The organism is Leifsonia sp. 21MFCrub1.1 (genome assembly GCF_900107895.1).
GTDB classification, from domain to species: domain Bacteria; phylum Actinomycetota; class Actinomycetes; order Actinomycetales; family Microbacteriaceae; genus Leifsonia; species Leifsonia soli.
Genome location: NZ_LT629867.1, coordinates 3049974 through 3074147 on the forward strand (window position 1 = coordinate 3049974; position 24174 = coordinate 3074147).

Consider the following 24174-nt stretch of genomic DNA (forward strand, 5'->3'; position numbering starts at 1 on the left):
TCAGCCCTTGACCGCGCCCTGGATCAGCGCCCGGATGAACTGGCGCTGGAAGATGACGAAGACCAGGATCGTCGGGAGGATGATGATCAGCGCACCCGCGTTCAGCAGCGGGATGCTGAGGCTGTACTGCCCCTGGAAGAACGTCAGCGCCCCGGCCACCGTGCGCTGCAGCGGGTCGGCGATGAGCACGACGGGCAGCAGGAACTGGTTCCAGGTCCACAGGAACAGCAGGATGCCGAGAGCCGACAGCGCGGGGCGCGCGAGCGGGAGGTGGATGAGCCGGAGCTCCTGCCACATCCCCGCCCCGTCGACCCTGGCCGCCTCGGAGAGCTCCGTCGGCACTCCGACGAAGTGGGCGCGCATCCAGAACACGCTGAACGGCATGAACAGCCCGATGAGCGGCAGGATGATCGCCCACTGCGTGTTCAGAACGTTGAGCGACTGCATCTCGTAGTACAGCGGGATGATCAGCGCCTCGAACGGGATGGTGAGCCCCAGCACGAAGAGGATGAGAAGCGCACGCGACCCCTTCATCCGGAGGCTGCCGAGGGCGTAGCCGGCGAGGCTCGCGATGACGAGGCTGATCGGGACGACCCCGAGCACGATGAGGGCGCTCGAGCCGAGGAGCTCCCAGACGTGGCCGGTGTTGAAGGCCTCGACGAAGTTGCCCCACTGCGGGTTCGTCGGCCACGCCAGACCGGTCGGGTTGACGTCGGCCGGCTGCAGCGCCGCCGAGACCATGTTGAGCAGCGGGATGACGGTGAGGACGAGCACGAGGACGAGCAGCACACGGCCCGTCCACTTCTCGACGGGATTGACGATCATTGGTCACGGACTTTCGAGAGGCGCTGGATCGGGAGGACGACCACGAGGACGAGGATCATGAGCACGATGCCGAAGGCGGAGGCCAGCCCCACCTCGCTCTGCGTGAACCCGATCCGGTAGATCGAGATGCCCGGCACCAGGGTCGCTCTGCCCGGGCCGCCGAGGGTGGTCGTGTAGATGATGTCGAAGCTGCTGAGCGCGGCGATGATCGTGATGGTGATGAGCACCGCGAGCTCCTGCCGGAGGCCGGGGAGCGTGATGGTGAAGAACTCGCGCCACCAGCCGGCGCCGTCGAGCCGCGCCGCCTCGTAGAGGGAGGCGTCGATCTTGCCGATGCCGGTGAGGAGCAGCACGGTGCACAGGCCGGTCAGCGTCCACGAGCCGATCAGCCCGACGGCCGGCAGCGCGGTCTGGTAGTCGCCGAGCCACGGCCGGGCCAGGCCGCCCAGCCCGATCCATCCCAGGATCTGGTTGACGGCGCCGGTCTGGGCGTACATCCACGACCAGGCGATTCCGGCGGCGGCGAGCGGGATGATCTGCGGCAGGAACAGCACCGTCTGCGAGAGGCTGGAGAAGAACCCGGCGCGGACGGAGCGGATGAGCGTGGCGAGCACCAGCCCCGCGACCACCGGGATGACGGTGAAGAACGCGATGAGGATGAACGCGTTCCTGATCGCCCCGAGGAGGTCCGGGTCGGTGAAGACGGTCAGGTAGTTCGAGAGTCCGACCCAGGTGGAGGCGCCGATCCCGTTCCAGTCGTAGAACGAGTACTGGACGCCCTGGATGAGCGGCCACAGCACGAAGGCCGCGTAGAAGAACAGCGCGGGCGCGACGAGCAGCCAGCCGATCCTCCCCGTGCGCCCGGCCTGCCGTCTCCGGGCGGCCGGGCGCACGGGGGTCCCGGGTGCGGCCCCGCGCGAGCCGTCGCGAACCGCCCGTCGCGCCGACGGGGAGTGGCGGGTCGTGTCGTCGCCCGCGCGGGGTCGCACCGAGGTCATCGTTACTTCTTCACTTCCTGCTCGTAGAACGCCTGCACCTTGTCGACGAACTCCTGGCCGCTGATCTTGCTGGTCACCAGCAGCTGCGACTCCGGGATTATCGCGCCGGCGTAGATGCCCGCCGTCGTGTTCGCCATGAAGTCGACCTGGCCGTCCTCCTTGGCGATCTGCGCCGCCGCCGCGAGCACCTGCTCCGTGATGGAGCCCTTCTCGACCTTCGGCTGGGCCTGGGCCGGGTCGCCGCCCGGCGCAGCGCCGGTCACGTCGACGACGATCTGACGCGCCTTGTCGTTCGTGTGCACCCAGTTCAGGAAGTAGGCGACCTCGTTGAGGTGCTTCGATTTGGCCGCGGCCGAGAAGGAGTTCGCCGCACCCATCGCGACGTGGTCTCCGCCCTTCTCCGCCGGCGGGACCAAGAAGAAGGTGACGTCCTTGCCGAGCTTCTTGGCGTAGTTGGCGGCCTCCCAGTTGCCGTTGAAGGTGAAGACGCCACCGCCGTCCTGGAAGCGGCTGACGAACGTGAAGTAGTCGAGCGCGTTGATGTCCGACGGGAAGTAGCCGGCGTCCGCCCACTTCCGGATGAGCTCGGCGCCCTTCACGTTGCCCGGGGTGTTGTACGTCGCACCCGGCTTGTTGAACATCCAGTCGAGGAACTTCGCCTTGTCGGCGTACTGGTTCATCGCCGCCTGGACGGTGAAGTTCACCACGCCGTCCTTGTCGCCCTCGATCAGCGGCGCGATCCCGGCCGCCTTGGCCTTCGCGAAGTCGGCCTCGAGCTCACCCAGCGTCTCCGGCGGCGCGGTGATCCCGGCCTGCTCGGCGAGCTTGGTGTTCATGAAGATGCCCGTGACGCTGTAGCCGAGACCCAGCTGGTACAGGGAGCCGCTGCCGCGCACGCCGTCCTTGGTCATGCGCAGCGGAGCGAGCTGGGCCGGCGACCACTTGTCCCAGCCGTAGGCCGTGAAGAAGGGGTCGAGGTTGGCGACCAGGCCGTCCTTGACCGTGTCGCCGAGGGTGGGGAGGCGGATGAGGTCGGGCGGCGTCGAGCTGGCGAGCAGCTTGGGCGCGTTGGCCGTGAGGTTCTGGAACGTGTCGCGGGTGATCTTGAACGTGATGTTCGGGTGCTGCTTCGTGAACTCCTTGGTGAGGTCGTCCGTCAGCGGGAACCCGGTCTCGTCGGCGATCGTCAGCTGGACCTTGTCCGTGGTGAGCTTGGTGCTGACGTCGGTCGCGGTGGTCGCCCCGGAAGTGGACGATCCGGGGGCGCATCCGGTGAAGACGAGTGCGGTGAGCGAGGCGATGAGGCCGGCGGCTGCTGCGCCGCGCACCCTCCGCCCGCGAGAGGTTGTGGACATGCAGGACTCCTTCGTCGACAGGATGGGTCGATACCGATCCCAGTGCTAAATGCTTTCAGCAGGCCCTATACTGAGATACGTCGCGCACATTGTCAACTGCGTTCCGCGATCGGCACGCCCAGCGGCTACCATCCCGAAGCAGGAGGAGGACGTCTCGATGCTGAGCAAGCGCGTGACCCTGGCCGACGTCGCCAGGAAGGCGGGCCTCTCCGTCTCCGCCGCGTCCATGATCCTCAACGGCCGCCCGGACACCCGCCTCTCGCAGGACGCCCACGACCGCGTCCACGCGGCCGCCGCCGAACTCGGCTACCGGCCCAACGTGGCCGCCCGCGGGCTCAAGACCGACAAGACGCACACCATCGCGTTCATCTCGGACGTGGTCGCCACCACCCGCTTCGCCTCCGGCCTCATCAAGGGCGCGCTGAATGCGGCGGAGACGGCCGGTCACGTGATGATGGTGCTCGAGACGGACGGCGAGCCGAAACGCGAGACCGAGGCGATCGGCGCGGCGCTCGACCGGCAGGTCGACGGGATCGTGTTCGCCACCATGCGCGCACGGGAGCTGTTCCTGCCCGACATGCGGATCGAGACCCCGGTGGTCATGCTGAACGCCACCAACGCGCGCTTCCCGCACGCTGTGCTGCCGGACGAGTACGGCGGCGGCCGGTCGGCCGTGCACGTGCTGGCGGACGCCGGCTTCCGCGAGGGGATCGCCCTGCTGGGTCAGAGCGACGCGAAGGAGAAGGGGCTGTTCCGGTCGGCGACCGTCGCACAGCGCGTCGCCGGCATCCGCGACACGATGGCGGAGCTCGATCTCGACTTCGTGTCGGAGACGTCGGTGTGGCTGTGGGAGCCCGACGAGGGCTACGAGGCGACCAGGAAGCTGCTCCGCCGGAAGGACCGCCCGCAGGCCATCGTCGCCATGAACGACCGGCTCGCCTTCGGCGCCTACCAGGCGGCGAGCGAGGCGGGCCTGCGCATCCCGGACGACCTCTCCATCGTCTCGTTCGACAACGACGAGCTCGCCGCGTACCTGCGGCCCGGGCTCACGACCGTCGCGCTCCCGCACGAGGCGATGGGCGCCCGATCGGTCGAGCTGCTGCTGCACCCCGGCCCCGCGGGCGAGGAGCTCATCCCGATGCCGGTGATCGAGCGGGCGTCGGTCGCCGCCCGGCACTGACCCAGCCCCGCCGAGGTGTGAGTCGTTGCGCCTATTCGGGCCGAGTTGCGACATGATGTCGCAACTCGGCGGCGGGCTTCAGCGCGGGATGCGGGCCGCGGCGTCCGGGAAGGCCGGAGCCTCCGGACGCGGGCCGCTCTGGTACCAGTAGGCGACGGAGAACACGTCGTCGGTGCGCTCGAAGAGGCCCTTGTCCCACACGCCGATCTGCTGCACGGTCACGCGGACGTCGCTCTCGAAGAAGACCGGATCGGGCAGGTGCCACCGATACAGCGCGTGCATCGGCGCGGTGGAGGTGATGAAGGTGCCGCCGCGCGTCTCGTCGCGCGTGCTGAAGAACGGATAGCCGCAGTACGGTGCGCTGAAGGTCAGCGGGACCGGCTCCGGGTCGTGACGCAGCTCGTCCTGGAACGCCCAGGCGCCGCCCGCGTAGTCCTCGAGGCCGGTGCTGCACAGCGTCGGGAGGTCGGTGTCGCCGTCGACGAAGAACTTCACCTCGCCCTCGCCCCACCAGTACCGCGAGAGCGAGGCGACGCCGATGTAGGTGCCGAGATAGCGGCCGCGGCCGGTGACGCCGTCGAGGATGACATGGTCCTCCCCCGGCGCCGTCGTCGCGTTGGAGCGGCGCCACTGCGCGTGGAAGAGCGGCGTCCCCTCGGGGATGTCGTCGCCGACCGTGTAGTCGACCTGGAAGAACACATGGTCGATCGAGGCTGCGTGGTCGCTGTCCAGGACGATGCGCGCGCGCCGCCGGAACGGCATCGGGATGTACGAGTTCATCCCCCCGGTCGGCGCGACCACGATCGGCTCGGAGGTGACCAGCGCCCGCGCGGCGAAGCCGTTGCAGAAGAAGTCGCCGAGCGGGGCTTCGACCGCGGGCTGCTCCTCGTCGTCCCAGTACATCCGCAGCACCAGGTCGCGCAGCACGAACGGGCCGCCGTCCGTGCGGTCCGGCACGGTGATCCAGATGTGGCGGATGACGCCGGGGCCCTCGATGTCGGCAAGCGTCAGGCTGCCGCCGGCGGGCAGGGCCGCGTACGCGCTCCCCTTCCGGCCGGGGCCGAGGTGCGAGCTCGCCGCCGCGGCGGCGCCGGGCGCGCCGGTCGGGTTCTCCGCGTTGATGGAGCGGGAGCGCACGCCGTCGGCGGCGAGCAGGTCGGACAGGGTGGGAAGCACGGTTCTCCTCAGGTCGGTTCGATGGATCGGGTCGGATGGCTACTTGACCGAGCCGACGGTCACGCCGCGGCTCAGGGTGCGCTGGAAGATGATGAAGAACACCAGGGTCGGCAGCAGCGAGAGCAGCGACCCCGCATTCAGCGAGGTGATGTCGATGGAGTTCTGCCCCTGGAGGGTCGCCAGCGCGATCGGCACGGTCTGCACCGACTGGTCCGAGAGCAGGATGAGCGGGATGTAGAACTCGTTCCAGGTCCAGACGAAGAAGAACACCATCAGCACCGACAGCGTCGGCCGCATGACCGGGTAGACCACCGACCAGAGGATGCGCCAGCGCCCGGCACCGTCGAGCGCGGCGGCCTCGAGCAGCGAGGGCGGCAGCGTCGACATCACGCTCGACAGCAGGTAGGTGCCGAAGGCCGCCTGCAGCACGGTGAAGACGATGATGACGCTCCACACCGTGTTGAAGGTGCCGGTCGCCTGCGCTCCGTAGAACAGCGGGTAGATCAGCGCCTCCTGCGGCAGCATGGTCGCCAGCAGGAAGACCGCGAGCAGCGCGGTGCTCCCGCGCACCCGGCCGACTCCGATCGCGTAGGCGCTCAGCAGGGAGACGAGCGTGCCGAGCAGGGCGACGAGCGTCGAGATGACCACCGAGTTCCACAGGGCGCGGAGGAAGTCGACGCGGTCGAGGTAGTCCTGGAACGACTGCAGGCTCCAGCTCGTCGGAAGCGCGAGCGGGCCGTGGGCCGAGTAGTCGGTGCCGGTCTTGAACGCGTTGAGGACGAGGAGCACCAGCGGCGCGAGCATGACCAGCGCGATCAGCACGGCCGCCGCGAGGATGAGCCAGCGGAGCGGCCGGCGCGGCCTGCGTCGGCGGCTGCCCGCGTGGACGGTCCGCTGCGGCGCCTCCGTCCCACGCGGACGGGAGTCGGTGGGTGCGGTCGTCGTGATCATCCGGCGGCCTCCTCTCGGGCGCCCCGCCGCTGGAGCCAGAGCATGACGCCGGCGACGAGGAAGATGACGATGGACATGGCGGTGGCGATGGCCGAGCCGTAGCCGACCTTGGAGAGCTCGAGGAAGTTCCGGTACGAGTAGTAGGACGGCACGACGGTCGAGCCTTCCGGACCGCCCCCGGTCAGGATGAGGATGGGCGCGAACACCTTGAGCGCCCCCACGGTCGCGGTGATCACCACGACGAACACCTCCGGCCGGATCTGCGGGACCGTGATGGCGCGGAACCGCCGCCACCAGCCGGCGCCGTCGAGGGAGGCTGCTTCGTACAGCTCGGGGTCGACCCGCTGCAGGGCGGCCATGAAGATGACCACCGGGTAGCCGAGCTGCAGCCAGATCAGCATGAGCATCACGGCGTAGATCGCGATGCTCGGGTCGCCGAGCCAGTCGGGCGGGCTCTTCACGCCCAGCGCTTCGATCACGCTGTTCAACAGGCCGTTCTGGGTGGCGAGCACCCAGCTCCAGATGAAGCCGGCGACCGCGATGGGGAGGATCTGCGGCAGATAGTAGGTCGCCCGGAGGAATGCGGCCGTCCTGCCCCCGAACTCCCGGCCGATGTAGTCGAAGAGCATCGCCGCCAGCAGCAGGCCGAGCAGGGTGGGGACGATGACGATGCCGACGATCATGAAGATCGTGTTCGTGAACGCCAGCCAGAACTGGGAGTCGTGCAGCAGGTCGATGTAGTTCTGCAGCCCGTTCCAGCGCATCGGGGCGATGCCGCCCTTCCAGCGGAAGAGGCTGATGAACACGTTCATCGCGAACGGGAGGAGGACGATCACCGCCGTCCCGATGATCATCGGGAGGAGGTACATCCAGTACCCGGCGCGTCGTCCGGCCCGTCGGCGCCGTAGCGGGGGCGCCGCGGCTGGTGTCGCTGTCGTCATGTCATGCTCTCCGGATCGGAGGGAGGGGCGGAGCCGCGGTCGGCGGCTCCGCCCCTCCGCTCAGCCCTGGTCTGTCGCCTTCTTGCCGTCGTCGTAGAACTTCTGCAGCTTCTGGATGTACTCGTCCGCCGTCTCGTTCTTGTTGGACATCGCGGCCATGTTGGTCTGGATGAAGTCCAGGAAGCCGGGGACCGGGTAGTCCGGGTAGAAGGTCAGGGTGTCCGCCTTGACGATCTCGTCGAAGCGCTCGGTGTACGCGCGGGTCACCGGATCACTGATCTTCGAGGAGTCGCCCGCGAGCGGCAGGCCGCCGAGCTCGCCGATCTTGTTCTGGACCTCCGGGCTCAGCGTCGTGTCGATCCAGTCGTAGGCGAGGTCCTTGTTCTTCGCCTTCGCGGGCACGCCCCACAGGTGGCCGGACGATCCCATCGACATGTTCGCGCCGGGGAGGGTGAAGTAGCCCCAGGCGAAGTCCTTCTGGTCCTTGACCCGCGAGAACACTCCGTTGTTCCAGATCAGCATCCCGGTCTTCCCGCTCAGGAAGTTGACGTTCGCCTGCTCGTACGTGAGGCCGGCGAGGTCGGTGCCGAGGTAGCCCTTGTCGATCCACTCCTGGAACTGCTCCGTGCCCTTCTTCCATGGGTCGGCGGAGAAGTCGACCTTGCCCTTCAGGAACATGAAGTCGTCGATCTGCGAGCGGTCGGCGTACGCCGAGACGAGGGAATACCAGACCCACATCTGGTTGAAGCCCTGGTTGGTCGAGGCCGAGGACGACACCGGCGTGATCCCGGCGGCCTGGAGCTTCTGCATCGCGGCGACGAACTCGTCCATCGTCTTCGGCTCTGCGGCGATGCCGGCCTTCGCGAACAGGTCCTTGTTGTAGTAGAAGGTGACGTACTCGCCGATGTTCGGGATGCCGTACCACTCACCGGATCCGGCTCTGCCCTGCTCGTCGTACTTGGCGAAGGACTGCATGCCGCCGGTGACCTTCTTGTCCCAGCCGTACTTCTTCACCTGGTCGTCCAGCGGCGAGAGCAGCCCCTGGCTGGCGAGCTGGCCGCCGTCGGCGTTGCCCTTGTTGAACTCGACGACGTCGGGCACCTTGTTGCCGCCGAGGGTGAGCTTGGCGTTCTTGCGGACGGCGTCGAAGCTGGTGGTCTGGAAGTCGACCTTCACGCCGGGGTGCTTCTTCTTGAACATCTCGAGGGCGAGCTGCCAGCCCTGGCCCTGCGCCGTCTTCGGGTCCTCGTACTGAAGGATCGTGAACGTCGTGCCGGCGTCACCGCCGTTGCCGCTGCTGCAGCCGACGAGGCCGGCGGCGGCCACGGCGACCGCCGCCGCTGCGGCGGCGAGGCGGGCGACGGTGCGGCCGCCCGGTTTCCGGGGTGTTGTCATTGCGTTGCTCCTTTGCATCGGGTGTTCGGGGTGGTGCGGGTGGATTCGGTGGCGGGTGGATTCGGTGGGGCGGCCGGGCAGGAGGGCAGGCTCACGCCACCGGTGCCTCCGGTGGGTGGTGCGGGTGGATTCGGGCGCGGGGCGGTCAGCTGCCGGACGGCGGCCCGATGGACTGTCGGAGGACGGGAGCGCAGGGCATCAGGAACCCTTCGCGTTCTGCCCCGTCGAGGGATCCGTCCAGCCGTCCGACGACGCGGCGCACCGCCCATTCGCCCATGTCGCGGTGGGGCAGCTGGACGGTGGTGAGACCGGGGTCGAGCGCTTCCGCGACGAACTCCTGATTGTCGAACCCGGCGATCGACAGGTCGCGGGGGATCTCCAGCCCGAGGTGCCTGGCCACCTGGTAGAAGCCCATGGCGGTCTGATCGCTGAAGCAGAACACCGCTGTGGGGCGGTCGTCGCGGTCGAGGAGCCGCCGGGCCGGTTCGACCGCGAACCGCGTGGCCGCGTCCTCTGCCACGACGGTCAGGCTCTCGTCCCGGCGCAGCCCCGCCTCCGCCAGTGCCCGCTCATGGCCTCGGGCGCGCAGCCGCGACGCGATCGGGTACGCCCGGACGTCGCAGAAGCCGATCCGGGTGTGGCCGGCTTCGATGAGCAGGCGGGTCGAGGTGTACGCCCCCAGCTCCTCGTCGGGGACGACGTAGTCGACCGTCGGGTGGGCGTCGTCGTCGGAGGGGCGGCCGTCGAGGATGACGACCGGCATCGTCGGCGGCACAAGCGGCAGGTCGACCAGCTTGTGGAAGTTGGTCGCGACGATCAGGCCTTCGATGTTGCGCTGCAGAAGGGACTGGACGGCGGGCGTCTGCACCTCGTCGTTGCCGTAGGTGTCGATGAGCATCAGCATGAAGCCGCTGTCCCAGGCCGCCTGCTGCGCTCCGGCGAGCATGTGGCCGGAGAACGGCACCGTCGCGACCTGGTCGGACACCATCCCGATCGTCCGGCTCTGCTTGGTCTTGAGCGACCGCGCCAGCTGGTTGGGCACATAGCCGAGCTCGTCGGCGACCTGCTTGATGCGCTGGGCGACCGACGCGTTGACACGGCCCTCGCCCCGGCCGCTGAGCACCAGGCTGACGCTGGACACGGAGACGCCGACGTGCGAGGCGATGTCCTTCATCGTCAGCATCGGCGCTCCTTCGCTCTGTGCGTCAATCGGTTGACTTCAATCGATTGACGTCACGCTATGAGCGTCAAACGCGTTGACGCAAACGGCCGTTACGAACTCGTTATGCGTGCTCTCCGATGCGGGGGTCCCGCCGACGTCATGCGATCCTGTCTGCGGCAGAAGGAGGCCAGATGACCGACGACAGCAAACGGCAGAGCGAGATGACCCTGGTGCTCATGCTCGCGCTCACCTTCTCCACCGGGATCGTCGACGCGGTCGGCTATCTCGGGCTCGACAAGGTGTTCGCCGGCAACATGACCGGCAACGTCGTCATCCTCGGGATGGCCATCGTCGGCGCCGAGGGCCTGCCCTGGGTGGGGCCCCTGGTCGCGCTGGCCTCATTCATGGCCGGAGCCGTGATCGGCGGCCGGACGCTGCGGCGCGAGACCATCGGCTGGAACACGCGGACGAGCTGGTCCTTCACCGCGGTCGCCGCAGCCCTCGCCGTGCTCACCGGCGTCACGATCGCGACGGGCGGCGTCCCCCCGAAGCCCTGGGAGCTGGGCATCACGGTCCTGCTCGCCGCCGCGATGGGGTTTCAGGCGGCCGTCGCGCGGCATCTGGCCGTGAAGGATGTGACGACGGTCGTCGTCACCTCGACCATCACCGGCCTTGCCGCCGACTCACTGCTCGCCGGCGGATCCGGCCAGCCGTGGCGCCGCCGCGCCGGCGCGGTCGTGCTCATCGCACTGGGCGCCCTGGTCGGCGCCCTGCTGCTGCGGTTCGGGATCGCCCTCCCGCTCGGACTCGCCACGGTGGTGACCGCGGGTGCCGCCGTGGTCGGGCACTTCGCCGCCCACGAGGGGCGCCGCGTGGCGGCCGCGCGGGCGTGACGTCCCGGCGTCCAGCCGTCCGTCGTGCAGTTCGAGCACCCGGTCGGCGCGCGCCATCAGGAGTGGATCGTGCGTGGTCACGACCGCGGCGATCCCCTGGCCGTGGACGAGGGCGACCAGCAGGTCCATGATCGCGCGGCCGGTCATGCTGTCCAGCTGCCCGGTCGGCTCATCGGCGAACAGGATGCGCGGCTCGCCCGCCAACGCCCGCGCGATGCCGACGCGCTGCTGCTGACCGCCGGAGAGCTCCGTCGGCCGCTGCCGCGCATGTCCGCCGAGTCCGACACTGTCCAGTAACGCATCCACCCGGGCATCGCGCTCCGCCGGGGCGACGCCGAGCAGGCGGAGCGGCAGCTCGACGTTCTCCGCCGCGGACAGCACGGGCACCAGCCCGAACGATTGGAAGACGAACCCGGTGCTGCGGCGCCGCAGCTCCACCAGCTGCGCCTCCGACGCGGTCGACAGGTCCACGCCGTCGAGCACGATGCGACCGCCGCTGGCCCGATCGAGGCCGCTCAGCACGTTCAGGAGGGTCGTCTTGCCGGAACCCGACGGGCCCCTCACCACGACCAGCTCACCGGGACGGACCGTCAGACTCGCCTCGGCGAGCGCTGTCACCGTGCCCGCCGCCGTGTCGAAGGTACGGGTCACCCCCTCGGCCACGAGCAGCGGGACGGCCCGCTGCTCGTCGCGACCGCCCGATCGAGTCTCTGCGATCGTCACGGGGCGTCCTCCTCGTGTGCTGCGTGCTGCTCGTCCGCGACGTGCGGCCAGACGCCGACGTGGTCCTGCTCCAGCGCCAAACGGACCCGGTCGCGCATCCCGAGAGTGGTGAGGTACTCCTGCGGCAGCTGCAGCCGCCCCACCCGGTCGAGGACGGCGAACTCCTCGGCGACGGTGTGCTCGTTGCCCTCGTCGTTGACGCCCGTACGCCGCAGTACCTCGGTCGCCGTGCGTCCGTCGCGGATCTGGACCGTGCGCGCCACATGCTCCGAGACGGTGGGGTCGTGCGTGACGATCAGCGTGGTGACGCCCAGCTCGCGGTTGACCCCGCGCATGGCCTCCAGCACCTCGGCACTGGTGGCCTCATCCAATTCGCCCGTCGGCTCGTCGGCGAGCAGCACGCGCGGTTCGTTGGCCAGGGCGACCGCGATCGCGACGCGCTGCTGCTCGCCGCCGGACATCTCGGTCGGGCGGCGGTCGGCGCAGTGCCCGACCTCGAGCAGCTCCAGCAGCTCGGTCGCGCGCCGATCGCGGTCGCCGGTTCCGGCGACGGACATCGCGAGGGCCAGGTTCTCGCGCGCGGTCAGGTACCCGAGGAGGTTGCGCGAGGTCTGCTGCCAGACGAATCCGACCGTCCGGCGCCGGTAGTCCACGCGCTCGCGGCTGCGCAGCGCGAGCAGGTCGCGGCCGGCCACGGTGACCGACCCGGCGGTCGGTTTGTCGAGTCCGGAGAGGATGCCGAGGAGCGTCGACTTGCCCGAACCGGACGCCCCGACGATGGCGACCAAGCCGCCGGTCTCGACGCGCAGGGTGAGTCCCTGGAGCGCCTGCACCTCGATGCCGTCGGCCGTGAAGATGCGGACCAGGTCGGTGCAGTCGATGGCTGCGTCGGCAGGGGCGGTCACGGTGGTCATTCTCCTCCTCCGATCCTCAGCACCGCCGCCGCCGAACGACGACGTGCCGTGGCAAGGGCGACGAGCGTCGCCACGACGGCGACGACGACGAATCCGGCCAACGCCGCGGCGACGAGCAGCGGGTCCTGCACGACGGGTGGCTGGACGGGACTGCCGGTGAAGCCGCGCAGGTCGAGCGGCTCCAGCACGAGGGCGGGCAGCACCATCCCGACGACGGCTCCGGCGAGGATGCCGACGACCAGCACGGGCCCGAGCTCCCAGGCGAGCACTCCGGCGGTCTGGCGCGAGCTGTATCCGATGGTCCGCAGTGTCGCCACGAGACGCACCCGGGCGGACGTGTTGATGACCAGCGTGAGAAGCAGCGCCGCCACGCACAGCAGGACGGTCAGCCCGATCGACAGCACGGCCACCAGCTCGGTGCCTGCCACCAACGGGGACGACCTCAGGGCGTCGCGTTCGGCGAACGCGTCACCGACCACAGCCCCCTCTCCACCGATCCGGGTGAGCTCGGCGTGGACTCGCGCCGCGTCCGCGCCCGGAGCGAGCTTCACCAGCACGGTCTGCGGGCGGCCCGAGATGTCGCTCGACGCCGGGAGCGCGGTGCTGTCCAGGTAGACCCATTCGGCATCCCGCACGTAGATGCCGGGTACGAAATCGAGCTCCTTCACCGCGAGGTGCACGTTGGTGCCGCCGGTGACCACGAGCGCGCTGGTGATCGGGATCTGGCTCGACCAGCCGCCGAGTGCTGCGGCGGTGCGCCCCGGAATCCCGCCCCTCAGGGCGGAGGAGAGCCGCGCCGCAGGCGGAAGGTCGGCCTGCACCGCGTCGAGCCGCCGGGGGTCCACGAGGTAGCCGGAGACGTCCGACGACACTCCGCCGGCGGTGAGGCGCAGGCCGCCGGCCCACTCGACCGTGGCCGTGCGCTGGACGCCCGCGAGGTCGCCGACCGCATCCACCTGCCGCTGGCTGAGGGTGGATGCGGCGGTGAGCGACAGATCGGCTCCGACCCGGATGCGCGCACCCTCCGCCACACCGGCTGTCGCCGTTGCCAGCATGCTGACCGAGAAGAGCGCGATGCTCACGCCGGCGACGAGGGTGAACACGGGCCAGAGCAGTCCGGAGCGTGATCGCCCAGCCGCCGAGGCGCCGAGGAACGCCACCGGTCCGCGGCCGCGCCGGAAGGCAGCCGCGAGCCAGCCGATCGGGTACCGGGTCAGCCGGACGACGACCACGCAGGCGGCGAGCGCCACGAGGACCGGGGTTGCGGCGGTGAGCGGGTCGACGTCCAGGCCGGCGGCCGGCGACGCGAGACCGCGCCGGGTGAGCAGCACGACGCTCAGCGCGGCCAGGCCGATGACCACCGTCTCGGCGACCCAGGTCCAGCGTGAGCGTCCGCGCTGCCCGGCCGAGGGAGACAGCGCTCCGGCCGCCGTCACCAGCGCGATCGGGGGCAGCACCGCGCAGAAGGCGGCGAGGGCGACGGGCAGCGCCAGGGGCACGCCGCCCGAGGTCAGTCCCACCGCCGCGACCAGCCCGAGAGCCGCGGCGGGAACCGAGACGAGCAGACCCTGCACGGCCAGCTCGATGCGGAGACGGGCCGGGGATGCGCCGCGCGCGGTCATCAGCGCGAGCGCGGTTCGCCGGCGGTCCACAACCAGGCGCGCCCCCTGCGCCAGAACGGTGAACGCGACCACCAGGGGGCCGCTGACGAGGATCGCGAACAGGGTCTGGGCTGGCTGCGCCCTGGCGGCGAACTCGTCGAGCGGTCCCTGCACCGCCGTGGCGACCGCGAGCGGAACGGTCGCGTCACCCACTGTGACCGACAGTGGGGAGGCCAGGAACCCACCCAGCGCGCTGCGCACAGCGGGAAGGTCCTCTGTGGTGAACCGCTGCGGCTGGACGGGGAACCAGATCGAGGCGAAGGTGGCGTCGAGACGCGGTGCGAGATCCGTCCAGATTCCGGGATCCACCCACGCGACCCCTCCGAAATCCTTGCCGGAGTCGCCGCCGTCGACGACGCGGCCGCGCGCCCGGCTGACGTCGAGATCCCAGAAGTCGGCGGAGCTGTCCCGGGGCGCGATCGTGCCCGTCAACCGGAACGAGAGGTCCTCCCCGGGCACGGCGGTGGACTGCCGGTCCTCGCCGATGCGCCAGTCGAGCAGCCGGGCGGTGCCGGCCGTAAGCACCACCGGGATGGGCGCGGCCGCCGACACGCCGGCGGACGTGGGCCACGCCCCGTCCACGAGCCGCGCCGTCTTCCGCAGGCCGCGGTAGGCCTCGACGGTGATCGAGTAGCGGCTGTTGCTCGCCGCGCCCGCCGGAGCGGAGGTCGGGAGCTCGTCGCTCCGCGCCGCGGTGTCGCCCGGCGCGGTCACCGCACGGAGCGCCGGCGCCATCCGGTCGCGCACCTCCCCCGCGATCCCCGGCAGGCCGTTCCACAGCCGGACCGGATCGACGGCCGGTCCGTTCGACACCACGCCGGTGCGGATCGCTGTGGTGAGGTCACGGCCCCCCGCTCCGGCCTGCTTGAGCTCCTGGCGCAATTCACCGCCGAGGATCTCACTGCTCACCCGCGGCCAGGCGGCCAGCGCCGTCGCGGTCACGAGGGCGACCAGACCGAGCAGCGCGAGTCCGCCTCCGAACGCCCGGAGCGAGCGGAGGAACAGTCGGAGGTCCGAGACGGGACGCGCGCTCACCGGGTCTCCTCCCGGTGGGCCGTGTCGTGCGCCTGACGCCGCACGGACCGCCCGTAGGCCCAGACGGCGACCGCGAGAGCGGCGAGCAGAGCGAGAAGGCCCGCAGCCATCCCGAGCGGGTCCACGCGCCCCTGCACCGACAGCGTCGACGGCGCCGTGACGACCGAGAGCCGCGCAAGCGTGTTGCCGACGAGCAGCACCACGACCACACCACCGGCCAGACCGAACAGGGCTGCGGCCGCTGAGACGCCGATGACCTCGGCCCGTCGCGTCCAGGCCTGCTGCTTCGCGGACAGGCCGACCGCACGGAGCACGACGACCTCGCCGCGGCGAAGGCGCAGCGCGGAGGAGATCGCGGCGGCCACGGCGGCGACCGCCAGCAGCGCGCAACCGGCCGCGCCCAGCCAGATGCTCAGCACGGCGCCGCCGAGGAAGCGCGAGACGAAGTCGCCCTCCGCGGTCGTGACCACCGCATCCGCTCCGGCGATGCGGGAGACGGCGCGCTCCAGAGCCGCTGTGTCGGCGCCGGCGGCCCAGATCGAGGTCGCGCGCGCCACCGAGGGCGTCGTCCGGAGCAGCTGTGCGGTGACCGCGGAGTAGTCCGCGAGGACGGCGCGCTCCGCGGTCGTCCCGGGCAACGCGGGCACGATGCGATCGACGGTCGCGGTCAGCCCGCCGACGGGGCTGTTCACGTCGATCTGCTGACCCACCCGGAGCGAGTCGTCCGCGGCGAGAGCCGTCGTGACGGCGACCCGCAGCGTCGGCTCGGCGTCCGGCAGGAAACGCGTGGTCACCCTCCCCGCGAGCAGAGCTGCGGAGGCTCGACCGGTCCCGGCGGCGCGGAACGACGTCTCCGCCCCGAAAGCGGTCGGCGCGAGCGACCACGCCCCGGCGGGCTTCGAGGCGACAGGAAGTCCGGTTACCGTGACGGTCACGTCGGTCGCGCCCGCGGACTCGGTCGTCACATCCACGGCGACGAGCCGACGCCCGACGCTCTCGGGCAACGCGATCACGACGTCACCGGAGGCCGCCGGCCGCGCGCTGATCGGGACCGCCTCGCCCGCGGTCGTCGCCATCCACACCGTCATCTGCGTCGGCGCCGCCGCACCGGAGGCCGACGCCGCCGTCGCACGCAGCGCCACCGACCGGGTGCCGGCGGGCAGGTCCGCTCCGGGCAGCCCGGCAGTGCCGGGGAGGGAGGCGGCGAGCGCGCCGGTGTCGAGCAGGTATCCACCGACGGGAACCAGGGCGGGGAGGCGGCGGGTGTCCATGACGATCACGGAAGCGTCCGTGTCGCCGATGGTGGCGTCGTCGACGATGGCCGGGGACGCTGTGACCCCCTCCCTCTCGAGGCGATCAGCACCGGACAGGTCGCTGCCGTCGTCCGGGCTGCCGCCGGCACCGAGATCGGCGCGGACCGTCCCTCCGGTGGTGAGCACGGTGGAGTCGCGGAGGAAACCGGAGAACGTGCCCGCATATCCCGCCGCGAACGTCAGCGCGCCGACCGTGAGGACGATGAGGGCGACGGGACCGGAGAACAGCGCGATCCCGCGCCCGACCTGACGCGCGGGGAGGACGCCGGCGACGCCGCGCGCGCGGCCGGCGAGCCGCTCGACGGCACCGGCCGCCGGGCCGAAGAGCGACAGCCCGAGGAGCGCGATGGCGCTGAGCACCGCGGCCGGGGCGACGACACCGGCCGGATCGATCCCTCCCCCGTCTCCCGAGGCCGTCGATGAGCTGAAGACGACGAACCGCCACAGGGCCACTGCGGCCGCGATGATCGCCAGCACCGCGAGACCGGCCGAGACGGCGGTTCGGCCCCTGCCCGCCTCGACGACTCCCGGTGCATCGGTGAGCGACCGCGCCGACAGCACGGTCGTCAGCGTGGCGGCGGCCACGGCGGCGACGAGAGCGGCGAGGGGTGGGAGCAGCACATCCACCGCTCCGGGGAGCCCGACAGCAGGCCCGCCGGTGAGCGGCAGGAGGACGACCTGGGCGGCGGCTGTTCCCACGGTCACAGCGAGCAGCGCGACGGCGCCGGACTCCGCAGCCGTCGCACGCGCGAGCCAGGGAAGGGTCACGCCGCGCGACCGGAGCAGTCGCGTCTCGACCAGGCGCGCGTCGGCGAGCAGACGGCCGAGCAGCACGAGAGCGATCACCGCGCACACTGCAAGGACACTCAGCGGGATCGGGATGACGGCGCGCACGGCGACGACCGAACGGCCCATGGCCGCCGTCGTCGCGAGCGCCTGGCCACTCGACGAGAACGGGCTGGCCGCTGCGGTCGAGTCGTCGCTCAGCGCGTCCGCGATGCCGGCCAGGCCGGTCTGCAGAGCAGGTAGCTGTACGGCGGTGACGCGGTCGGCGTCCGGGGTGAGGACCCACTGCACCGATGTGCCGTCGCCCGCTCGACCCGCCAGCGCTTCCGAGACGATCGCGCGACCGTCGGTTGCGCCGGCACCGCTGGTGAGGCCCAGCCACGCCGCCGACGCCGGCGCGATCGGATGCCAGATGCCGACCACCGTGACGGTGACCGGGGCGTCCGGGCCGGAGAGGACGGCCGTATCGCCGAGACCGAGCCGGTGCGTGCGGGCGAAGTCGGTGTCGACCGCCGCCTCGCCCGCGCCCGGGCCGGAGGTGGATGCGGGCCAGCGTCCCGAGATCAGCCGCGCTCGCTCCTCCAGGGCATCGGAGGCGACCAGCAATGTCGCGCTGCCGCCGCCCGCCACGGCGACCTCCGGCACGAATGCGGTCTGCGCGATCCGCAGCGGGATGCCACGGAACTGGCGCGCCACGACCGACCGGACCGCGGCGTCCTGAACCTCCGGGTCGGATCCCTGCGACGCCTGCAGCGCGAGCGAGGTCGCCGCAGCCGGCTCATGCTCCAGGGTGGCCCGCACCGCCGCATCCGGAGACCGGAGCGCCAGGCCGGTCATGACGGACGCCAGGAAGGCGATCACCACGACGACGAGGCCGGTGGACACGAGCGTTCCGCGCTGTGCACGGCTCCGCAGCAGCCAGAACGGGCGAACTCGACCGAGCTGCCCGTCCCCTGCACGCATTGTCCCAACGTAGCGCGAGCCAGGTGCCCGTCCCGGTACTGCGCACGCGGTACTACTGTGTGTCGGTGACCACTGCGACGCCGCTGCTGCTCGCCCCGAACCAGCCTCTCGACCGGCCGTATCGGGGTGGCGCGGGCATCGCCCGCTTCCGCGGCACACCGCAGCCGAGTCCGTTCACCCCCGAAGACTTCGTCGCATCCACCACGGAGGTCTTCGCGGGCGGTGGCGTCGGTCTCACCGTGCTGCCCGACGGCCGCAGGCTGCGGGACGCGGTCGCGGCCGACCCGATCGCCTACCTCGGCGAGGAGCATGTCGCCCGCTTCGGCCCCCGCACCATGCTGCTTGTCAAGCTGCTCGACACCGCCGAGCGGCTGTTCGTGCACTACCACCCGGACGACGCCTTCGCCGCGCGTCACCTGAACAGCCCGCTCGGAAAGACGGAGGCGTGGGCGGTCATCGAGGCGGAGCCCGGCGCCGCGGCGTTCCTCGGCTTCCGCCGGCCGGTCGGCGTGGACGAGGTGCGCGCCTGGTGGTCCGGGCAGGACGCCGATGCGATGGTGGATGCGATGAACGCCGTCCCGCTCGCGGCCGGCGACACACTGCTGGTCCCGGCCGGACTGGCCCACGCGATCGGGCCAAGCGTGACCCTCGTCGAGCTGCAGCAGCCGACCGACCTCTCGATCCTGCTGGAACGACGGATGCTCACCGAGCGCGACGCGCTGCTCGGCCTCGAGCTCGAGACGGCGATCGACGGGCTGACACGGGAGGTCACGTCCGCCGAGCGGATCGCGGCCCTGCGGCAGGGACGCGGTGCCGAGACGCTGTTCCCGGGTGACGCCGATCCGTTCTTCTCGGCGGAGCGCATCCACGTCTCCGGGTCGCGGGAGCTCGCGCCGGGGTTCTCGGTGCTCGTGGTGCTCGGTGGGGAGGGCACGCTCGAGGCGTCCGACGGCGCGGCGCTTCCGCTGCACCGCGGCGCGACGGTGCTCACCGCCCACGCCGACGGGCCGATCGGGCTGAGCGGAGAGCTGGATCTGATCCGCTGCCGGCCGCCGCGCTGAGCCGCGCCGGGAGGGAGCTCGACGCCACCGGTGCTGTCGGCGGGCGCGGCTACCCTCGCCTCATGGACACCACCTGCGCGCTCTGCGACAGCCCTGCGCATCCCGGCGCGTCCATCCGGCTGTGCCTGACCCACCTGCTGGAGGCGCACGACCTGGTCGACGCGGAGTTCGGCGTGACCGATGCGCTGCCGTCGCCGTGCGCGTTCTGCGGGTCGCGGCTGGGCGTCCGGTACCCGTCGGGCTGGCTGTGCGCGGTGTGCGAGTGGCGGGTGGGCGAACCGCCGCCCGAGGGTCAGGCCGCCTCCCGGGTGGATGTCGTCTACTACCTGCGCTTCCGCGACCGCATCAAGATCGGCACGACGGCGAACCCGGCGCAGCGCTTCGCCGCCCTGCCCCACGACGAGGTCCTCGCGTTCGAACGCGGCGACCGGACCGTGGAACATCGCCGCCACGAGCGGTTCGCGCACCTGCGCATCCCGGGCACGGAGTGGTTCGAGACCGACCCGAACCTGCTCGCCCACGTCGACCGCGTCCGCTCGGCGGGCGGCGGCGACGACCCGTGGGCGCTGCTCGCGCGCTGGCGCAGCGAAGCCGCGGCGCTCCGCGTCTAACACCGGCAGATCACCGACGGAAGGCCCGGATCCGTTCGGGTCCGGGCCTTCGCGGGACGGGGAGAGGTCAGGCGACCTCGAGGCTCTCGCGACGGCCGTCGCGGAGGGCGACCGACAGCTCGCCGTCGACCTTCGCGGCGAGGCGCGCCATCTCGGCCGCCTCCGCCTCCGCGGAGGAGACAATGGCGATGTCCACCACGGCGGTCGCGGGCTCGACGGTCTCCACGACCGCGCTCACCACGAGCTCTTCGGCCCGGGCTTGCTCGGCCCGGCGCGCCGCCCGCATCAGGAACGTCGCCACCACGGTCACCGCACCGGCGGCGAACGCCAGCACACCGGCGGTCGTGAACCCCTCGGTGTAGCCGGACTCCGCGGGGAGCCCGTCCGGCGCGATCGCCCCGGTCACGAGGGCCGTCATCACGGCCGCCCCGACCGCCGAGCCGACCGTGCGCAGGTTGGCGTTCATCCCGCTCGCGATCCCGGTCTGGGTGGCCGGGACGCTCTGCACGACCACGCTCGTGATCGCCGCGTAGATCAGGCCGAGCCCGATGCCGAACACGCCGGAGGCGGCGGCGACGGCGAACAGCGAACCGTGGAGGTAGGCGAGCGAGAGGGCCGCGGCGCCCATGAGCGCCGCCGAGACGACGATCTGCGCGCGGAAGCCGACCCAGCGGGCGAGGGGTCCGCTCAGGAACCCGGTGACGGCCATGGTCACCAGCATCGGGAGCATCAGCATCCCGGACTCCGCCACCGAGGCGCCCAGACCGTACCCGGTCGAGGTCGGCGTCTGCACGAACCGTGGGAAGAACGCGAAGATCGCGAACATCGCGGCGCCGATGAAGACGGCCGCCGCGTTCATCGACCAGACGCCGGGCTCGCGCATGAGGCGCATGTCGACGAGGGGATGCCGCGAGCGGAGCTCGACGAGCACCCACGCGGCGAGGAGCACCGCAGCCGCGACGAACAGGCCGATCACGCCGGGCGACGACCAGCCCCACTGTGCGCCGGTGCTCAGCGGCAGCAGGAGCGCGACGAGCCAGCCCGAGAGCAGCACGGCGGCCCACGGGTTGACCCCGCCGGTCGCCCGCGTCGGCGACTCGGGGATGACGATGAGTGCGAGGACGGCGGCGGTCACCGTCAGGGCGACGGGGAGCAGGAACAGTCCGCGCCAGCTGAGTGCGGAGGCGAGCGGCCCGGCGAGCACCGTCCCGAGTCCGCTGCCGATGGCGATGATGGAGGCGATGGCGCCGATCGCGGACGGGAGGCGCCGCGCGGGGAACTCGTCGCGGATGATGCCGAAGGCGAGCGGGAACATCGCCCCGCCGAGGCCCTGGATGACACGGCCGGCGATGACGACGCCGATCGACGGCGCGACGGCGGCCACGACGCTGCCGAGCGCGACGGCCAGGAGCGCGAGGACGAGGATGCGGCGCTTGCCGACGAGGTCGCCGACGCGACCGAGCAGGGGTGTTGCGACCGCGGCGGCGATGAGCCACGCGGTCATGGTCCAGGTGACGCCTGCGGTCGTGGTGTGCAGGTCGGACTGGATGACGGGGAGGACGGGGACGACGAGCGACTGGAGCGTCGCGAAGGAACCGACGCTCAGCGCCAGGATGGCGAAGGTCAGTCCGGGATGGGATCGAGACATTGTCCGGGTTTTCCGTTTCTCGAGGGGTGCCGAAAGGCGTAGAATTGGAGGGAGGCTCCGTTCGGAGGGTCCCTCCGGTTACGAGGAAGACATTACCGGAGGCTGCCTCCGCTTCGCAACCCCGACTTTTCGACCCCGAAAGGACCGCCGCCGTGACCGGCACCGTGACCACCGCACCGAGCGTCGCCCGACCGCAGCGGGCGGACGCCCGCCGCAATTTCGACGCGCTGCTCGCCGCCGCGCGCGACGCGTTCGCCGAGCACGGTCCGAACGCCTCGCTCGAAGACATCGCACGCCGCGCCGGGGTCGGGATCGGGACGCTCTATCGCAACTTCCCCACCCGCGACGCGCTGGTCGAGGCCGTGTACATCGACGAGGTCGCCGCCGTCGTGCGGGCCGCGGAGGACGCGGGATCGCTCGAGCCGTGGGAGGCCGTCCAGGCGTGGCTCCGCCGCTTCATCGCCTACGTCGGCACGAAGCGCGCGCTGGTCGAGGGCCTCAACAAGGACTCCCCCGTTCTGCTCAGCTGCCGCACCTCCCTCTACGACGCCGGCGAGCCCCTGGTTCGCCGGGCGCAGCAGGCCGGCGAGCTCCGCACGGACGCCACGATCGGCGACGTGATCCGGATGGTCTCCGGGATCGCCGGAGTCGCCTTCGAGGACGACCAGCAGCGCGACCGCGTGCTGGCCATGGCCATCGACGGCCTCCGCGCCCGCTGACGTGGACGCCCCGCCCGGCAGGCCCGCAGGCCGACTGGGCCCGTAGGCTGAGAAGATGGAGCTGGGCGTCTATGCGGTGATCGCTGTGGCGGTCATCGTCGGCGTGGCCGCGTTCTCGCGCAAGCTCGGCATCGCGGCTCCGATCATCCTCGTCATCGTCGGCGTGACACTGTCGTTCCTTCCCGGCGTCCCCGACATCGAGGTCCCGCCCGAGATCATCCTCGACGGGCTGCTCCCGCCGATCCTCTACGCGGCGGCCATCAGCGTCCCCCTCACCGACTTCCGGCGCAACCTGGCCCCGATCGCCGGGCTCTCGGTCGTGCTGGTGGTCATCACGGCCTTCGCCTCCGGCTTCGTGCTGTTCACGATGCTTCCGGATCTCAACCTCGCCGCGGCGATCGCCCTCGGTGCGATCATCAGCCCTCCCGACGCGGTCGCCGCGACCTCGATCGGCCGCAAGCTCGGCCTCCCGCCGCGCCTGCTGACGGTGCTGGAGGGCGAGGGACTGGTCAACGACGCGACCGCCCTCGTGCTCCTCCGGACGGCTCTGGCCGCCGCCCTCGGCACCCTGGCGACGCCCTGGGCCGGCGTCGTCGACTTCCTGTCGGCGGTGCTGATCGCACTCGTCGTCGGGCTCGTCGTCGGCTTCGTCTCGGTCTGGGTACGTTCCAAGCTGAACGACCCGGTCCTCGACACGGCGCTGTCGGTCGTGGTCCCGTTCGCCGCGTTCGCACCGACCGAGGCGCTGCACGGCTCCGGAGTCCTGGCCGTCGTCATCGCCGGCCTCTACACCGGGCACGCGGCGCCGCGTCAGTTCAGCGCGCAGGCGAGGATCAGCGACCAGATCAACTGGCGCACCATCCAGTTCCTCCTCGAGAACGGCGTCTTCCTGCTGATCGGGCTCGAACTGCGGACGCTCGTCAGCGACGTCGAGAACCCCGAGGTGCTGAGCGTGTGGAACGCGGTCGGGCTCGGGCTCATCGCCGTGCTCTCGCTCATCGTCATCCGCTTCGTGCTCATCGTGCCCCTCATCTTCGGGCTCCGAAGACGCGCGGAGCTCGCCGAACGCTCCGTGCTGCGGGAATGGCTGATGATCAGCTACTTCCGCGACCATCCCGTCCGCTATCGCTGGCAGGCGCTCAGGAAGCAACGGGCCGAGCAGCGCTACGAGCGACATCGCACCGACCTGGAGGAGTACCGCCAGGAGGCGATCGACTGGAAGGGCGGCGTCGTCCTCGGCTGGGCGGGGATGCGCGGCGTCGTCACCCTGGCGGCCGCGCAGTCGCTGCCCAGCGACATCCCGTACCGCCCGCAGCTCATCCTGATCGCGTTCACCGTCGCGTTCGTCAGCCTGGTGGTGCAGGGCGGGACGCTCCCCTGGCTGATCCGGACGCTCGGCCTGCAGGGCGCGGACGCCCGGGAGGACAGGCGGCTGCTCGCGCAGCTCCTCGACGACCTGAGCGAGGCGGGCCTCGCGGTGCTGGACGATCCGGAGACCGCGGCACGGGCGTCGTCGCCGGTCGACCCGGAGGTCGTCGAGCGCGTCCGGCAGTCCTCGTATCTGCGGGCGGAGTCGGCGTGGGAGCGCGCGCTGCTGAGCGACACCCCGCAGGACAGCCGGCCGCACCATGTCTACCGGACGCTGCGGCTCGCCGTCGTCGACGCCGAGCGCGAGCGCCTCCTGCTCGAACGCTCCCGCGGGTCGTACCCGTCGCGCGTGCTCACCGAGGCGCAGGCGCTGCTCGATCTCGAGGAGACCCGCCTCCGCTCGCGCTCGCGCTAACGCCGGGCGTTCCTGGCAGGCTCCTGCGAACTGCGCCTCTCCTCGTCACCACCGACCGGTCTCCTCGTCTCAAGTGGATGA

At 71.2% G+C, this 24174-nt stretch carries 18 protein-coding genes and 1 pseudogene; 6 read left to right on the forward strand and 13 right to left on the reverse strand.

Annotated features, from left to right (window positions below):
- From BLW09_RS14455 to BLW09_RS14465, 3 genes are read right to left on the reverse strand one after another with little or no spacing between them, the layout of a single operon-like run.
- The gene (locus tag BLW09_RS14455; RefSeq protein WP_089914142.1) at nucleotides 1-825 is read right to left on the reverse strand and encodes a carbohydrate ABC transporter permease; all 825 of its coding nucleotides are present in this window, start codon (nucleotides 823-825) and stop codon (nucleotides 1-3) included.
- Nucleotides 822-1823 carry a carbohydrate ABC transporter permease gene (locus tag BLW09_RS14460; protein ID WP_231946871.1) on the reverse strand — a complete coding sequence of 334 codons (1002 nt, stop codon included), beginning with the start codon at nucleotides 1821-1823 and terminating at the stop codon, nucleotides 822-824. The genes BLW09_RS14455 and BLW09_RS14460 overlap by 4 nt, the downstream gene beginning before the upstream one ends.
- 2 nt (nucleotides 1824-1825) lie before the next feature.
- Nucleotides 1826-3178, reverse strand: coding sequence for an ABC transporter substrate-binding protein (locus BLW09_RS14465; RefSeq protein WP_218857118.1), 1353 nt, complete (start codon nucleotides 3176-3178; stop codon nucleotides 1826-1828).
- Between the two features lie 157 nt (nucleotides 3179-3335).
- Here BLW09_RS14465 and BLW09_RS14470 point away from each other — a divergent pair, with 157 nt between their 5' ends.
- Nucleotides 3336-4358, forward strand: coding sequence for a LacI family DNA-binding transcriptional regulator (locus tag BLW09_RS14470; RefSeq protein ID WP_089914148.1), 1023 nt, complete (start codon nucleotides 3336-3338; stop codon nucleotides 4356-4358).
- Between the two features lie 78 nt (nucleotides 4359-4436).
- Here BLW09_RS14470 and BLW09_RS14475 read toward each other — a convergent pair whose 3' ends face one another.
- The 5 genes from BLW09_RS14475 to BLW09_RS14495 form a co-directional block, all read right to left on the reverse strand.
- Complete coding sequence (locus BLW09_RS14475; protein ID WP_089914151.1) at nucleotides 4437-5534, reverse strand: glycoside hydrolase family 172 protein; 1098 nt, start codon at nucleotides 5532-5534, stop codon at nucleotides 4437-4439.
- 39 nt (nucleotides 5535-5573) lie between these two features.
- The gene (locus BLW09_RS14480; protein WP_089914154.1) at nucleotides 5574-6485 is read right to left on the reverse strand and encodes a carbohydrate ABC transporter permease; all 912 of its coding nucleotides are present in this window, start codon (nucleotides 6483-6485) and stop codon (nucleotides 5574-5576) included.
- Complete coding sequence (locus BLW09_RS14485) at nucleotides 6482-7339, reverse strand: carbohydrate ABC transporter permease (protein WP_089916937.1); 858 nt, start codon at nucleotides 7337-7339, stop codon at nucleotides 6482-6484. Before BLW09_RS14485 ends, BLW09_RS14480 begins: the two co-directional genes overlap by 4 nt.
- Nucleotides 7340-7486: 147 nt before the next feature.
- The gene (locus BLW09_RS14490) at nucleotides 7487-8821 is read right to left on the reverse strand and encodes an ABC transporter substrate-binding protein (RefSeq protein WP_089914157.1); all 1335 of its coding nucleotides are present in this window, start codon (nucleotides 8819-8821) and stop codon (nucleotides 7487-7489) included.
- A gap of 145 nt (nucleotides 8822-8966) precedes the next feature.
- The gene (locus BLW09_RS14495) at nucleotides 8967-10004 is read right to left on the reverse strand and encodes a LacI family DNA-binding transcriptional regulator (protein WP_089914160.1); all 1038 of its coding nucleotides are present in this window, start codon (nucleotides 10002-10004) and stop codon (nucleotides 8967-8969) included.
- 170 nt (nucleotides 10005-10174) lie between these two features.
- Between BLW09_RS14495 and BLW09_RS14500 the strand changes: the two genes are divergently transcribed.
- Nucleotides 10175-10876, forward strand: a complete 702-nt coding sequence (locus BLW09_RS14500) for a YoaK family protein (RefSeq protein WP_089914162.1) — start codon at nucleotides 10175-10177, stop codon at nucleotides 10874-10876.
- Here BLW09_RS14500 and BLW09_RS19310 read toward each other — a convergent pair.
- The 4 genes and pseudogenes from BLW09_RS19310 to BLW09_RS14520 all read right to left on the reverse strand — a co-directional run.
- Nucleotides 10781-11599, reverse strand: a pseudogene (locus BLW09_RS19310) (ABC transporter ATP-binding protein); the annotation flags it as partial. The gene BLW09_RS14500 and the pseudogene BLW09_RS19310 sit on opposite strands and share 96 nt — an antisense overlap.
- Entirely contained in the window at nucleotides 11596-12513 is a 918-nt protein-coding gene (locus BLW09_RS14510; protein ID WP_089914165.1) for an ABC transporter ATP-binding protein, read from the reverse strand. The pseudogene BLW09_RS19310 and the gene BLW09_RS14510, both read right to left, overlap by 4 nt.
- On the reverse strand, nucleotides 12510-15209 hold the full coding sequence (locus tag BLW09_RS14515; protein ID WP_089914168.1) for an ABC transporter permease: 2700 nt from the start codon (nucleotides 15207-15209) through the stop codon (nucleotides 12510-12512). The genes BLW09_RS14510 and BLW09_RS14515 overlap by 4 nt, the downstream gene beginning before the upstream one ends.
- Nucleotides 15206-18271, reverse strand: a complete 3066-nt coding sequence (locus BLW09_RS14520) for an FtsX-like permease family protein (RefSeq protein WP_089914171.1) — start codon at nucleotides 18269-18271, stop codon at nucleotides 15206-15208. The genes BLW09_RS14515 and BLW09_RS14520 overlap by 4 nt, the downstream gene beginning before the upstream one ends.
- A gap of 65 nt (nucleotides 18272-18336) precedes the next feature.
- Between BLW09_RS14520 and BLW09_RS14525 the strand changes: the two genes are divergently transcribed.
- Nucleotides 18337-19332 (forward strand): class I mannose-6-phosphate isomerase, encoded by a 996-nt coding sequence (locus tag BLW09_RS14525; RefSeq protein WP_231946877.1) that lies wholly within the window; start codon nucleotides 18337-18339, stop codon nucleotides 19330-19332.
- Between the two features lie 62 nt (nucleotides 19333-19394).
- Nucleotides 19395-19943, forward strand: a complete 549-nt coding sequence (locus BLW09_RS14530) for a GIY-YIG nuclease family protein (protein WP_089914174.1) — start codon at nucleotides 19395-19397, stop codon at nucleotides 19941-19943.
- 67 nt (nucleotides 19944-20010) lie between these two features.
- On the opposite strand, the gene BLW09_RS14535 is transcribed toward BLW09_RS14530, so the two are convergent.
- Nucleotides 20011-21591, reverse strand: coding sequence for an MFS transporter (locus BLW09_RS14535; RefSeq protein ID WP_089914177.1), 1581 nt, complete (start codon nucleotides 21589-21591; stop codon nucleotides 20011-20013).
- A gap of 152 nt (nucleotides 21592-21743) precedes the next feature.
- On the opposite strand from BLW09_RS14535, the gene BLW09_RS14540 reads away from it, so the two are divergent.
- Entirely contained in the window at nucleotides 21744-22310 is a 567-nt protein-coding gene (locus tag BLW09_RS14540) for a TetR/AcrR family transcriptional regulator (RefSeq protein WP_089914180.1), read from the forward strand.
- A gap of 55 nt (nucleotides 22311-22365) precedes the next feature.
- Nucleotides 22366-24093: a cation:proton antiporter gene (locus BLW09_RS14545; RefSeq protein ID WP_089914183.1), complete on the forward strand. Its 1728-nt coding sequence runs from the start codon at nucleotides 22366-22368 to the stop codon at nucleotides 24091-24093.
- Nucleotides 24094-24174: the final 81 nt, after the last annotated feature.